Raw genomic sequence first — 13,101 nt, 5'->3', positions numbered from 1 at the left:
CTACTGGCCCGAGTTGCTCCCCGAGCGCAGCAACAGCGGCCCGCGGTCCCCGGTGCCTTTCGCGAACTCCGCGACCGCCGTGTACGCGCCCACGTCGCCCGTCGTGCGCTCCCTGGGCGTCTCGCACACCCCCGGATCGTCCTCCGCGCCCACCGCACAGTTCATCTGCACCGTGCGGCCGCCGGGGCCCATGAGGCTCAGTACGGAGTCCAGCTCGTCGCCGGTCGCGTTGCGGTAGTAGGTGCGTGCCCAGGTGTCCTCACCCTGCTTGAGGACACAGGTCTGCGCCTCGATGCCGTCGGGCGAGGAGAGTTCGGGGCCGCACCGGACGGCGGTGGCGAGACCCAGACCCAGCAGGAGGGGGGAGCGCGCGGGTTCGGGAGCGTGCGCCCTGTTGTCGGCGCGCGCCTTCCCGCGTACGGCTCCGGGGGTCTCGTCGCCCACCGGGCCCGCGGACGCCACGGCCAGCGGCAGGGCGACGATGAACGCCGCGACGCCTGCCAGCGCCCACAGGCGGACTCCTCGGGGGTCCGGGCCGCCGCGCAGCGGCGATGAGGCGCGGTGGCCCCCAGAATGACGCAGCATAGGCGGACGATAACGAGCGGGGGCGGGCGCGCGGCTCAGCGCGCGCCGGGCGCCCCTACAACTCGGGTGCGCTCACACCCGTACGAGTGAGCGCCTCCACCACGGCGTCCACCACGGCCTCCACATCGGGCACCCAGGGGGCGGCCGAGCCGGGCAGCGGGGCGCGTTCCCAGCGGATCTCGCCCTGGCCGGTCTCGGACGGCGGCAGCGCGACGTAGCCGCCCTCGCCGTGGAAGCGGAGGGAGCCGGGGACGTAGTCCTTGGTGTAGAGCAACTCGCCGAGCTGCTCCATGGAGTACGGCGCGACGAGGATCGCCCAGCGCGTGGGGGACGCGACGACCGGGCCGAGACGCATGCCCTTGCGGTCGAGGGCGTCGAGGGCGCGGGCCGCCGCGAGGGCGGGCAGGCTCACCGCGCAGGGGGCCTTGCCTCCGGTGGCCAGCACGATGGGCGCCGACGGCCGGTTGGTCCACCACCAGCGGACCATGCGCTCGTCGGTGGTGGCCGCGAGGAGGCCGGGGTCGAAGGGATGAGCGCCGGGCACCGTGCACTCCGGGTCGGGGCATCCGCAGCGGGCTCGCCCCTGGGGGTCCGCCGCCACACCCGGGAGCACGGGCCACTGCCATTCGGTCGCGAAGGTCAGGGCCGCGCTGAGCATCTCAGGCCTCCCGTTGTTCCGCCTGGACAGGAGCCTGCGTCGCCTTCCGAGGATCTCGCGCATGAGCGCTCGTTCCTTTCCGTTGCACGCCTGGCAACACCGAGGACCACATCACACCATGTGTCGATCACTTCACTGTGCGTACCTGCTGGCGCATCACACCCTTGCTGGAGGCAAGGGGAACCCCTCTGGGCCGAGCATTTGGCTGCGTCCGCGTCCATACTGCGTCTGTCTGAAGCATGGGCATGGCGTGGGGTGGCGGCGCCTGGCGTTTTGCCGTCCCGCGTATTTCTTGCCGCCTCCGCCACGGGAGGATGGGGCACGGTCGTCGGTGGTTAAGACGCCCGGGTCCGTCGCCAGGTTCCGGGCGGATACCAACCACCCCTGGCCTTCACCGAGTACGTACCCATCACGACCGCTGTGACGCTCCGTGGAACGAGGCCAGTCGACCTCAATAACCCGTTACCCGAGTCAGTTTTAAGCCAACTTTGTTTTCCCGCAAGGGTTACCGACGGTCTCATGGACACCAGGAATCCCAGCAGGACAATGCTGGACATCCCCTCACGAGTGCGTGTACATGTGGAGGCACTGCTAGCGGCGCAGAACGACATGGGGGTTTGCGATGCTATTGAGCAATACGCACCGGTCGGAAAGCCGGACGCCATGAACTCCCCTCACCTTCCGAAAGTGGCTGGAATCGATTCAACGGTTCCCTCGCCCGCACACACTGTCGCGCCGACGTCTGCCGCCACGGGTGCCTCTTCGGCCACATCTCCCACCGGCCCCGGAGCAGTTCTCCAAGACCGCCTCGCGGGCTGGGTCTCGGACCTCACCACCCTTCACGAACTCACCGAGCGTCTCGCGCGCACCGCGACACTGGGCGACGCCCTGGAGGAGCTGCTGCACGCCGGAGCCGCCCTCGTGGGCGCCCGGCGCGGCCTCGTCGTCATGGAACCGGGCGACGGACTCGGCCCCGACACCACGATCGGCCTGGGCCTCGGCCGCGCCGACCTCGGTCACATCGAGACCGTGCCGCGCAGCTCCCTGTCGTACGGAAAGATCCTGGACGGACTGCCGGGCGGCGAGGGCGAGATCGCCCAGCCGGATCTCTTCTCCGAGGACGGGCTCGACCCCCGCCACCGCGAGGTGGCCGCCCGGCTCGGTTACGCCGCGAGCTACGCGCTTCCCCTGGCCACCGAGGCGGCGGGCCGACTGGGCGCCGCCGTATGGCTCTACGACGAACCCGCCGAACCGGTGGAGCGTCAGCGCCATCTCATCGGCCTCTACGTCCGGTACGCGACCGAGCACCTGGCACGGCTGGTGGAACTGGACCGCACGCGCGCGTGCATGACGACGATCTCCGAGGAGCTGCTTCCGCCACGGCTGCCCCGGGTCTCCGGAGTCCAGCTCGCCGCCCGGCACCGCACCGGTCCGCGCGGCGGCGGCGACTGGTACGACGCGCTGCCGCTGCCCGACGCCGCGCTCGGTCTCGCGGTCGGCTCCGTCACCGGGTCAGGGCCCAGCGCGGTCGCCGCGATGGGCCGTCTGAGGGCGTCCCTGAGGGCGTACGCGGTCATGGAGGGCGAGGACCCGGTCGCCGTCCTGTCCGACCTCGAACTGCTGCTGCGGCTCACCGAACCCGCCCGCTCGGCGACCGCACTCTTCGCGTACTGCGAGCCCGCGCTGCGCAAGCTCACGCTGGCCGGCGCCGGACACAGCCCGCCTCTGGTGATCGGCCCGCGGCGCACGGACTTCGTGGAGACCTCCCTGTCGGCACCGCTCGGGATGCTCGCCTGCTGGGAGGCGCCGAGCGTCGAGCTGACCGCCGAGCCGGGCGAGACCGTGCTGCTCTACACGGACGGCCTGCTGCACCGCACCGGCGACCCGATGGACCGCGCCTTCGCCCGGCTGCACGCGGCGGCGGCGAGCGTTCCCAGGGCGATCCGCGACGACCCCGGCGCGACCGCCGATCACGTTCTACGGAGTGTGCTGCCGGACGGGCTCGACGAGGCGGACTCCGAGGAGGACGTGGTGTTGCTGGCGGCGCGCTTCGAGTGAGGCGCGGGTAGCCGTACGTAACAGGCCCTTCGGCCCTGGGCCCCCTTCAGTACGACCGTACGATGGGGGTCCAGAGTCGTATCTAGGAGGCAGACCGTGTCGGAGGCGCTCAACCCGGAGACCCCGGAAGCCGTACTCGACGACGCCGCTGACGAAGCGGGCGAAGAGGAGCCGATCAAGCAGCGCAAGAACGGCCTGTACCCGGGCGTGTCCGACGAGCTGGCCGAGAGCATGAAGTCCGGCTGGGCCGACACCGAGCTGCGCGGCCTGGAGCCGATCGCGCAGGCCGAGTACACCGCCGCCCGCCGTGCCGCGCTCTCCGCGCGCTTCCCGGGCGAGCGCCTGGTGATCCCCGCGGGCAACCTGAAGACCCGCTCGAACGACACGGAGTACCCCTTCCGCGCCTCGGTCGAGTACGCGTACCTCACCGGCAACCTGACCGAGGACGGCGTCCTGGTCCTGGAACCGGCCACCGGTCCGGACGGGAACGGCGGCCACAAGGCGACGATCTACCTGCTGCCGCGCTCCGACCGCGAGAACGGCGAGTTCTGGCTCTCCGGCCAGGGCGAGCTGTGGGTCGGCCGCCGCCACTCCCTCACCGAGGCCGAGCAGCTGTACGGCATCCCGGCCTCGGACGTCCGCGAGCTCGCCGACAAGCTGCGCGAGGCCACCGGCCCGGTCCGTGTCGTCCGCGGCTACGACGCCGGCATCGAGTCGGCGCTGACCGACAAGGTGACCGCCGAGCGCGACGAGGAGCTGCGGGTCTTCCTGTCCGAGGCGCGGCTCGTCAAGGACGAGTTCGAGGCCGGCGAGCTGCAGAAGGCCGTCGACTCGACCGTGCGCGGCTTCGAGGACGTCGTACGGGTCCTGGACAAGGCCGAGGCGACCAGCGAGCGCTACATCGAGGGCACCTTCTTCCTGCGCGCGCGGGTCGAGGGCAACGACATCGGCTACGGCTCGATCTGCGCGTCCGGTGCGCACGCCTGCACGCTGCACTGGGTGCGCAACGACGGTCCCGTGCGCTCCGGGGACCTGCTCCTGCTGGACGCGGGCGTGGAGACGCACACGCTCTACACCGCCGACGTCACGCGCACGCTGCCGGTCAACGGCACGTACACGGAGATCCAGAAGAAGATCTACGACGCCGTGTACGAGGCCCAGGAGGCCGGCATCGCGGCCGTGCAGCCGGGCGCCAAGTACCGGGACTTCCACGACGCCGCGCAGCGTGTGCTCGCCGAGAAGCTCGTCGCGTGGGGTCTGGTCGAGGGCCCGGTCGAGCGTGTCCTGGAGCTGGGCCTGCAGCGCCGCTGGACCCTGCACGGCACCGGCCACATGCTCGGCCTGGACGTCCACGACTGCGCGGCCGCGCGGACCGAGACGTACGTCGAGGGCACGCTGGAGCCGGGCATGTGCCTGACCGTCGAGCCGGGCCTGTACTTCCAGGCGGACGACCTGACCGTGCCGGAGGAGTACCGCGGCATCGGCGTCCGCATCGAGGACGACATCCTCGTCACGGAGAACGGCAACCGGAACCTGTCGGCGGGCCTCCCGCGCCGCTCCGACGAGGTCGAGGCCTGGATGGCGTCCCTGAAGGGCTGACACAGTGCCCCACGAGGGCTGACACACTGCCTCCGCGGGGGCTGATACGAGACTGATGGCCGGGTGCCCTGCTGGGTACCCGGCCATCAGTGTGCCCAGGGGGCTTCCGGTGGCTCTCGGGGTTTTGGTGTGCCCAGGGGGCTTTCGGTGGCTCCCGGGGTCTCGGTGTGCCTAGGGGCTTCGAGTGGCTCCCAGGCTTCGGCGTGCCTAGGGGGCGGCTTTCCGTGGACGGCTTGGACGGCTTGCACGACTTGGACGACTTCTGGTCCGGCGTCGGGGTGGACCTGCATCTCGAACCCGACGCCACGGCGGGGCGCAGGGCCGGGCTCGAGCGGGCCCTGCGGGACGCCGTGCGCGACGGACGGCTCACTCCGGGCACGCGGCTGCCCGCGACCCGGCGGCTCGCGGCCGAGCTGGGCGTCTCGCGCGGGACGGCGAAGGGGGCGTACGACCAGCTGATCGCCGAGGGGTACCTGACGGCGCGCCAAGGGTCGGGCACCGAGGTCGCCCGCTTGCCGGCCGCTTCCTTGGAGGCGCCGCTCGGGCGGGCACGCGCGCGTGCACCCCGTTTCGATCTACGCCCCGGCAGCCCGGACGTCGGTACGTTCCCGGCGGCGGCCTGGCTGCGCGCCCTGCGCCGGGCGATCGCGACGGCGCCCTCCCTGGCGTACGACTACGGGGACCCGCGCGGTCGGATCGAACTGCGCACAGCGCTGTCGGGCTACCTGGGGCGGGCACGAGGAGTGATCGCGCCGCCCGAACGGATCGTCATCACTTCGGGCTATGTACAGGGGCTCGCGCTCCTCACGCGCGTGCTGGACGGCGGGACCGTCGCCATGGAGGATCCCGGGCTGCCCTTCCACCGGGATGTGGTGCGCAAGGGCGGCGGAAGCGTGGTGCCGCTGCCGGTCGACGAACGCGGAGCCCGCGCGGACGGGTGGGACACCGTCGGGGCGGACGCGGTCGTCGTCACGCCCGCGCACCAGTACCCGACCGGCGTGACCCTGCACCCCGAGCGGCGACGGGCGCTCACCGACTGGGCACGCGCGCGCGGCGGGCTGCTCGTCGAGGACGACTACGACGGGGAGTTCCGGTACGACCGGCAGCCGGTCGGCGCCCTCCAGGGGATGGCACCAGGCCATGTCGTCTACCTGGGCACGGCCTCCAAGACACTCGGGCCCGCGCTGCGCCTCGGCTGGATGGTGCTGCCGCCGCACCTGGTCGACGCGGTGGCCGACGTCAAGCTGCACAGCGACCACCACACCGAGTCCATCGGCCAGTTGGCGCTCGCCGAGATGATCGACAGCCACGCCTACGACCGCCATGTGCGCGCGTGCCGGCTGCGCTACCGGCGCCGCAGGGACCAGCTCCTCGACCGGCTGGGGGCGCGCAGGAGCGTACGGGGGATCGCCGCGGGCCTGCACGCGTTGGTGGAGGTGGCGGACGAGGCGGAGACGCTGGCCCGGGCGGAGGAGGAAGGGCTCGCGGTCGGGAACCTGGGGGACCACTGGCACGCACCCGGCGAGGACCGGCCACAGGGGTTGGTCGTGGGGTACGGGACGCCGCGGGAGCGGGTGTATCCCGAGGCGCTGGAGGTGTTGGGGCGGGTGCTGGACGGAGGGTGAGGCCGGGGGGAGCTGGGCGCCGCGTGCAGCCGGTGGGAGCTGGACGGGCTGAGGGCCTGCGCGTTCTGACAGATGTCATGGGTGATCGTGAAGTGGGTCATGAAAAGGCATGAGGAATGGGCCTGTTGAGCGGTCCATCCGGCCCGTAGCGTCGAAGACATGACGCATCCGGCAGCACCACTCAGGTCGAGCCGCCTTGTGCCGCCCGCCGGCCCGCAGCGCGACCTCGCTCTCGCCCAGCTGGGCAACTCCGTGGGGGACGGCGCCTATTACGTGACCTCCGCGCTGTACTTCACGCATGTGGTGGGGCTCGCCCCCGCGCGCGTGGGGCTCGGACTGACCGTCGCGTGGGCGATCGGCTCGCTGCTGGGTGTGCCGCTCGGCCGGCTCGCCGACCGACGCGGACCGCGTGGCACGGCGGTGCTGCTGGCGCTGGCGACGGCGACAGCGGTGGCATCCTTCCTGGTCGTCCGCGGCTTCGTCCCCTTCGTCCTCGCGGCGTGCGCGTACGCGTCCGCGCAGTCCGGGCTCGCGGCGGCCCGGCAGGCGCTGCTCGCGGGGCTGGTGCCGGCCGAGGAGCGGACCGGGCTGCTCGCCCATCTCCAGTCGACGCTCAACGCCGGTCTGGCGGTGGGCGCGGGGCTCGGCGGGCTCGCCCTGCATGCCGGGACGCGGGCCGCCTATCTCGGAGTGTTCGCCCTGGACGCGGTGAGCTTCCTGCTGTGCGCGGCGCTGCTGCTGCGGCTGCCGCCGGTGCCACCGATGTCGCCGGTGCCACCGCCGTCGCCGGTGCCACCGACGTCCCCACCGTCGGGGGTCGCCTTGCGGCGCGGGCGTGGAGTCGCGCTCCAGAGACATGGGCGGCAAGGAGACGGAGTCGCGGTCCAGGATCCTGCCCGACCCGGCGTCCTGCGTGACCGCCCGTATGTGCTGGTCACGTTCCTCAACACCGTGCTGCTGCTCAGGATGCCGCTGCTCAGCCTCGGCATCCCGCTGTGGATCACCGAACGCACCGAGGCGCCCGCCTGGCTGGTCTCGGCGCTGTTCGTGCTCAACACCGGTGCGGTGATGGTCTTCCAGGTACGGATGGCCCGCGGTGTCACGGGCCTCACGACCGCCACGCGCGCGATACGCCGCTCCGGGCTCGTCATGCTGGCGTCCTGCGCGGTCTTCGCCCTGTCCTCCGGCGCCTCCCCGTGGGTCGCGGCCGGGATCCTCGTGGCGGGCGCGGTCCTCCAAGTCGTCGCCGAGATGCAGCAGTCCGCGGGTTCCTGGCAATTGGCCTTCGACCTCGTCCCGGCCGACCGCATGGGCGAGTACCAGGGCTTCTTCGGCACAGGCGTCACGGTGGCCCGCACGATGGGCCCACTGGTCCTGACGGCTCTGCTGGTGAGCTGGGGGACGCCGGGCTGGCTGCTGCTCGGCGGACTGATGGCGGGGGCCTCGTACGGGATGGGTCCGGCGGTGAGGTGGGCCGAGGCGGCTGGGGGCATGCGCGCCGCTGCGGGCATACGTGCCGCTGCGGGCATACGTGCCGCTGGAGGCATACGTGCCGCTGGGGGCGGCGCCCTTCCCCAGGAATGGGGCACCCTGCAAGCTCCGGTCAGCGGCTCCACCTCGAGTCCAGCTCCGACGCCGGGCACGTGACCTCGCGGGCGCTAGGAGGCCCGCGCCGGTGAACTGACCACCACCGGCAACGAATCCACGAACAGCGCCCCCGCCAGCAGCGCTCCGCTCCCCCGCGGGCTCCACGCACGCGCGTGGAGGTCGTCGTCGAGGGCGGACAGGGCCTCGCGCCCCGCCTCCGTGAAGGTGCCGCCCGCCTCCAGCACCCCACGGGCGCCCGCCTGGACATGGCGGAGCCCGAGGGGGCCGGCGGTGTACAGCAACTCCGTGTCCTGGAGGGTGGACATGACGGTGAGCAGGGCGTCGAGCCGGGCGTACGGTTCGGGCTCGCCGACCGTACGGGCGGCGGCGAGGGCGTTCAACGCCCGCCGTACATGCGGGAATCCGGCGCGCGCCTCACCCCGCGCCCCGGCGGCGCCGTACTTCGCGGAGACGGACGACCCGCGTGAGGGGCGCCGCGGTGCCCGCCGGTCGGCGTGCGCCGCGATCCGCTTGGCGGTGGTGGCGACGTCGTTCCCGGTGGCACGGGGTTCCAGGGCCGCGGCCGCGACCAGCAGCCCGAGGGCCCACAGGGCGCCGCGGTGGCCGCCGCCCGCCAGGGCAACCGAGTGCTCGGTGGACCGGCCGATCGCGCCCAGCTCCGAGCGGAGTTCGGGCGTGGGCCGACCGATGCGGCGGGCGGCGGCCGCCATCGCCGCGAGGCCGGGCGCCAGCGCCTTGGCCGACCAGCGCAGGGCGCGGTGGTCCTGGTGAGGGGCCGGGGCGCCGAGATCGCGCGGGTCCGGCAGGCCGGGCTTGGGGGCCAGCTCCAGCTGCCCGGTCAGCGCGGCCACGGCGGCCTGCGCCAGCGTCTCGTCCTCGCGGCTGCTCATCGGCGTACCTTACGAGGAGGCCGAGGCGGACGAGGCGGACGGGGAGGCGCTGTCGCTCGGGGCGCCGCTCGGCGGCGTACCGGTCGGGACGTCGCTCGGGGCGCCGCTCGGGGGAGTGCCGCCTGCGCCGCTTCCGGCACCGTCGTTCGAGGCGTCCGGGTCGATGCCCAGGGTGATGAGCCCCTTGTAGCCCTTGGACGGGTCCTTCTTGTGCACGGGCTTGAGGGTGAGCAGACCGCTGGCGGCGCCTCCGCCGTCGTACACCATGTCGTCGGCGAGCTCGGTGTAGCTGCCGGTGTGCTGGGAGTAGGGCTCCAGGGCGAAGATCTCCGCGGCGACGTCGTCGTCGAAGAAGAGCTGGCCGGTGTAGTTGACCGTGCCCCCCTCGTAGGTGCCGTCCTCCTTCTCGCCGCCGGTGTGCACCTTGACGTGGATGTGGCAGGTGCGCGGCGTGTACCAACCGGGGAAGATCGTCTCGAACTTGACGACTCCGTTGGCGTTGGCGATCTGGTAACCGCGCAGGTAGGTCTGGTCGTTGGCGGTGGAGCCGTCCTCGCTCTCGGCGGGTGCGGAGCCGCCGGGGTTGGCGGTGGTGTAGCCGGAGTAGTAGCCCCAGGCGTCGCAGTGCCAGATCTCCACGGCGGCGCCGGAGACCGGGTCGCAGGAGTCGGTGGTGTCCTGAACGGTGATGCGCAGCGTCAGTGGAACGCCGCTCTTGCCCTCGGTGATGTCCTTCCGCACCAGGGCGCCGTCCAGGTAGTACGGACCCTCGGTGACGCTGGACATCAGCACGCACGTGCCGCCGCTGGAACTCGCCGAGGCGGTGGCCTGCGCGTCCGTGCCGGTCGTTTCGTCGGCGAACGCCGCCTGGTATCCGGCGGCCGCGAGGCCTCCGGCGGCGACCGTGCCTCCGGTCACCGCGAGGGCGCGGCGGCGGGTGATCGACTTGTCTTTGTGGCTTCCCGTCATGCTGGGAAAATTAGGAACGTCAGCCCTCAAGGACATGGGGGTGCACTGTGATTGACCTATGGGACCTGAGAAAGCCGGAGTCCCCGAGACCGGCCCCGCACATCGCCGGGCGGACCGCCCGGCGCCGGTCCGATAGAACGGCAAGCCGCGTAACAGCAGCGGCAGTCTGCCGCTTCTAGCGCTCCCGCAGACCGAGGGGCGCGGCCGAGGTCGCCGGCGACGCGGTCGAAGACCTCGCCGCTGTTCAGCGGACCAGGCCGTCAGCAACGAGCTCAGCGGGCTAGGCCGTCAGCAACGAGCTCAGCGGGCTAGGCCATCAGCAACGAAGGGTCCTTCTTCCACTTGAGGATCTTGTCGAAGCTGACCACCGTCCCGCCCCGCCCCGGCTTGTTGTCGATCCGGACGTGGTCGGCGAGCTCCTGGATCAGACAGAGCCCGCGGCCGTGCTCGGCATCAACGCGCGACGGACGGATCGGGGCGCGGGCACGGCTCACCGGGAAACCGGGGCCGGAATCGGCGACTTCGATACGGCACGTCTCGCCGTCGAGGTAGGCGGTCACCCGGTAGGCCTCGGAGGAGGCGCCGTGTGCCGCGTCCCCGCCGCCGTGTTCGACGGCGTTGGCACAGGCCTCGCTGAGGGCCACGGAGAGGTCGTACGAGACGTCCGGGTCGACGCCCGCGCTCTCCATGGTGCCGAGCAGCAGGCGACGGGCGAGCGGAACGCTCGCAGCCTCGCGCCGCAAATGGAGTGACCACCAGATGCTCATGCTCCAGCCTCCCGGCCGCGGCTCGACATACCGTTACGTATTGCCGCAAGCACCCGCGCGCAATCGCGCAGTTGTCGTGATGCCGCCCATACGGCGGATGCGCGTGCCACCGGGATCGGTGTATGCGCGGGCGGCTCTCCCTCCATGAGGTGATCTTCAGGGGTGTACGTCTTCTCGCGGGTCACACGTCGTTTGCCGGCCGCACATCACCTTGCGGCGCCCGTCGCTTCGCCGGTCGTACGGCATCTGGCGGGCATCCACCGCCTTGCCGGCCGTACGGCATCTGGCGGGCATCCACCGCCTTGCCGGCCGTACGGCATCTGGCGGCCATCCGCCACTTCTCCGGCCGTACGGCATCTGGCGGACATCCGCCACTTCGCCGGTCGTACGGCATCTGGCGGGCGCCCGTCGCTTCCGCGGTCGTACGGCCTCCGGCCGGCGCCCGTCGCTTGGCCGGCCATACGGCAGCTGGCAGGGCATCCGTCGCTTCGTCGGCCAGAAAGGCACTCGCGGGGTGTACGGCACCATGCGATCGCCACGGCTTCTTGTGCACCTGCTGTAGGGGGCGGGTAAGGCCAGTGCGATGATAAGGCCGCCATGACTGCCCCCCACCAGCGTTCGGCACGCTCCGGATTCGACCTCCGGATTCTGCGGGCCGCGGTGTTCGCCGCGGTCTGCGTCGTGCTGGCCGCGGCCGGTCATGCGCTCGCCTCCTGCGCCACGATCCCACTGTGGACGCTGGGCGCCGGCTTCCTCGCGGTCTTTGCCGTCGCCGCCCCGCTGGCGGGACGCGAGCGTTCGCTGCCGGGCATCGCGGCGGTTCTCGCGGTCGGCCAGACGGTGCTGCACACGCTCTTCGGTCTCGGCCGGCCCGGCAGTATGCCGATGTCGGGCAGCATGTCCATGGCATCGGATGTCTCGCTCGTCGAGCGGGCCGCGCGCCTCGTGTGCGGCACGACCGCGGCGGCGATCAGCCCCGCGCAGGCCCAGAAGATCCTCGCCGAGGCGCGGATCGACACCGGCATGACGGGCGACATGACCAGCGGCATGACGTCGGGCATGGCGTCGGGCATGACCCAGTCCATGCACCACCCCGCGGACGCCCTGTCCACCACGGTGGGCTCCTCGATGTCGGTACTGCCCTCCCTGCCGATGCTGCTCGGCCACGTCCTCGCGGCCGTCGCCGCCGGATGGGTGCTGCGCCGCGGGGACATGGCGCTGCTGCGTCTCATGCGGCTGTCCGCGCAGGGGGTCACGGAAGGGGCGCTCGTACGGTCGTTGCGCGCCGCGCTCGCACTCGTACGCGCCCTGCGGACCGGACTTCCGGGGGCGCCCGAGGTGGCGCGCACGCTGTGCACCGCGCCGCTCGCGCCCCCGAAGCCGCGTACGACCGCGCTCCAGCACACCGTCATCCGGCGCGGACCGCCTGCCTCCACCGCATTCGTCCTCGCTGCCTGACACGACGCGCCACTCCACGAAGGGGACGCCGTCGTGCGGCACGCGCGCGTGCATGCCATGCCGCCCCAGGGGGCGCCACGTCGCACGCGCATCCCCTGTCACCGGACTGAAAGTGGAGTGTTCCCTTCCATGAAGGCTTCCCGTATCGCCGCCGCCGGCACCCTCGCCGCCTCGGCCGTCCTCGCCCTGTCCGCCCCCGCCTTCGCGCACGTGAGCGTGCAGCCCGAGGGCACGGCCGCCAAGGGCGACTACGCCGTCGTGAACTTCAAAGTCCCGAACGAGCACGACGACGCCTCGACCACCAAGCTCGAGGTGAACTTCCCGATCGACCACCCGCTCGCCTCCGTCATGCCGGAGCCGATCGACGGATGGACCGTGAAGGTCACCAAGTCCAAGCTCGCCAAGCCGCTCACCATGCACGGCGAGAAGATCGACGAGGCCGTCACCAAGGTCACCTGGACCGCCGGCGGCAAGGGCATCGAGCCGGGCTTCTTCCAGAAGTTCCCGCTCTCCATCGGCGCGCTCCCCGAAGACACCGACCAGCTCGTATTCAAGGCCGTCCAGACGTACTCCAACAAGGAGGTCGTGCGCTGGATCGAGCCGCAGAAGGAGGGCCAGGCGGAGCCCGAGAACCCGGCACCGGTGCTCGCGCTCTCCGCCGCGTCCGAGTCGGGCCACCACGGATCCAGCAGCGCCGAGGACACCTCCGCCACCGAGGCGCCGGCCAAGGACACCACCGAGGCCGCGTCCTCCTCCGACAGCAGCGACACCACCGCCCGTGTGCTGGGCGTCGTGGGCATCGTCGTCGGCGTGGCGGGCGTGGCGTACGGCGTGCTGGCCGGCCGTCGGCGTACGAACGCCTGAGGCACTACCCCTTTCGGTGC

11 protein-coding genes are annotated in these 13,101 nt (G+C 72.0%); 6 read left to right on the top strand and 5 right to left on the bottom strand.

The window, feature by feature from the left end; translation table 11 throughout:
* The gene (locus ACFVXA_RS16230; protein WP_390025324.1) at positions 1-585 is read right to left on the bottom strand and encodes a hypothetical protein; all 585 of its coding nucleotides are present in this window, start codon (positions 583-585) and stop codon (positions 1-3) included.
* Positions 586-640: 55 nt separating this feature from the next.
* Complete coding sequence (locus ACFVXA_RS16225; protein ID WP_383737985.1) at positions 641-1,306, bottom strand: bifunctional DNA primase/polymerase; 666 nt, start codon at positions 1,304-1,306, stop codon at positions 641-643.
* Positions 1,307-1,789: 483 nt separating this feature from the next.
* On the opposite strand from ACFVXA_RS16225, the gene ACFVXA_RS16220 reads away from it, so the two are divergent.
* From ACFVXA_RS16220 to ACFVXA_RS16205, 4 genes are all read left to right on the top strand, one after another.
* Positions 1,790-3,301, top strand: coding sequence for a PP2C family protein-serine/threonine phosphatase (locus tag ACFVXA_RS16220; RefSeq protein ID WP_362023690.1), 1,512 nt, complete (start codon positions 1,790-1,792; stop codon positions 3,299-3,301).
* 96 nt (positions 3,302-3,397) lie between these two features.
* Positions 3,398-4,900, top strand: coding sequence for an aminopeptidase P family protein (locus ACFVXA_RS16215; protein WP_383737983.1), 1,503 nt, complete (start codon positions 3,398-3,400; stop codon positions 4,898-4,900).
* A gap of 251 nt (positions 4,901-5,151) precedes the next feature.
* Entirely contained in the window at positions 5,152-6,525 is a 1,374-nt protein-coding gene (locus ACFVXA_RS16210; RefSeq protein WP_390025398.1) for a PLP-dependent aminotransferase family protein, read from the top strand.
* Positions 6,526-6,684: 159 nt separating this feature from the next.
* Positions 6,685-8,172 carry an MFS transporter gene (locus ACFVXA_RS16205; RefSeq protein WP_390025322.1) on the top strand — a complete coding sequence of 496 codons (1,488 nt, stop codon included), beginning with the start codon at positions 6,685-6,687 and terminating at the stop codon, positions 8,170-8,172.
* 11 nt (positions 8,173-8,183) lie between these two features.
* On the opposite strand, the gene ACFVXA_RS16200 is transcribed toward ACFVXA_RS16205, so the two are convergent.
* The 3 genes from ACFVXA_RS16200 to ACFVXA_RS16190 form a co-directional block, all read right to left on the bottom strand.
* The gene (locus tag ACFVXA_RS16200) at positions 8,184-9,023 is read right to left on the bottom strand and encodes a triphosphoribosyl-dephospho-CoA synthase (protein ID WP_390025320.1); all 840 of its coding nucleotides are present in this window, start codon (positions 9,021-9,023) and stop codon (positions 8,184-8,186) included.
* Between the two features lie 9 nt (positions 9,024-9,032).
* Positions 9,033-9,992 carry an intradiol ring-cleavage dioxygenase gene (locus ACFVXA_RS16195; protein ID WP_390025319.1) on the bottom strand — a complete coding sequence of 320 codons (960 nt, stop codon included), beginning with the start codon at positions 9,990-9,992 and terminating at the stop codon, positions 9,033-9,035.
* A 308-nt stretch (positions 9,993-10,300) separates the two neighbouring features.
* Positions 10,301-10,759 (bottom strand): ATP-binding protein, encoded by a 459-nt coding sequence (locus ACFVXA_RS16190; protein WP_383902884.1) that lies wholly within the window; start codon positions 10,757-10,759, stop codon positions 10,301-10,303.
* Between the two features lie 597 nt (positions 10,760-11,356).
* Between ACFVXA_RS16190 and ACFVXA_RS16185 the strand changes: the two genes are divergently transcribed.
* Positions 11,357-12,217: a hypothetical protein gene (locus tag ACFVXA_RS16185; RefSeq protein ID WP_390025317.1), complete on the top strand. Its 861-nt coding sequence runs from the start codon at positions 11,357-11,359 to the stop codon at positions 12,215-12,217.
* Between the two features lie 129 nt (positions 12,218-12,346).
* Positions 12,347-13,081 (top strand): YcnI family protein, encoded by a 735-nt coding sequence (locus ACFVXA_RS16180; RefSeq protein WP_390025315.1) that lies wholly within the window; start codon positions 12,347-12,349, stop codon positions 13,079-13,081.
* Positions 13,082-13,101 lie beyond the last annotated feature (20 nt).

The organism is Streptomyces sp. NPDC058246, from assembly GCF_042881985.1.
Lineage (GTDB): Bacteria > Actinomycetota > Actinomycetes > Streptomycetales > Streptomycetaceae > Streptomyces.
Note: the sequence above shows the minus strand (reverse complement) of the source record. Positions and strands in the feature narration are given on the sequence as shown.

What these genes read in the sequence shown, in the direction of transcription:
- ACFVXA_RS16185 (WP_390025317.1), top strand. Translation starts at nt 11,357, where the DNA reads ATGACTGCCCCCCACCAGCGTTCGGCACGCTCCGGATTCGACCTCCGG.
- ACFVXA_RS16205 (WP_390025322.1), top strand. Translation starts at nt 6,685, where the DNA reads ATGACGCATCCGGCAGCACCACTCAGGTCGAGCCGCCTTGTGCCGCCC.
- ACFVXA_RS16225 (WP_383737985.1), bottom strand. Translation starts at nt 1,306, where the DNA reads ATGCGCGAGATCCTCGGAAGGCGACGCAGGCTCCTGTCCAGGCGGAAC.
- ACFVXA_RS16200 (WP_390025320.1), bottom strand. Translation starts at nt 9,023, where the DNA reads ATGAGCAGCCGCGAGGACGAGACGCTGGCGCAGGCCGCCGTGGCCGCG.
- ACFVXA_RS16190 (WP_383902884.1), bottom strand. Translation starts at nt 10,759, where the DNA reads ATGAGCATCTGGTGGTCACTCCATTTGCGGCGCGAGGCTGCGAGCGTT.
- ACFVXA_RS16195 (WP_390025319.1), bottom strand. Translation starts at nt 9,992, where the DNA reads ATGACGGGAAGCCACAAAGACAAGTCGATCACCCGCCGCCGCGCCCTC.
- ACFVXA_RS16220 (WP_362023690.1), top strand. Translation starts at nt 1,790, where the DNA reads ATGCTGGACATCCCCTCACGAGTGCGTGTACATGTGGAGGCACTGCTA.
- ACFVXA_RS16230 (WP_390025324.1), bottom strand. Translation starts at nt 585, where the DNA reads ATGCTGCGTCATTCTGGGGGCCACCGCGCCTCATCGCCGCTGCGCGGC.
- ACFVXA_RS16180 (WP_390025315.1), top strand. Translation starts at nt 12,347, where the DNA reads ATGAAGGCTTCCCGTATCGCCGCCGCCGGCACCCTCGCCGCCTCGGCC.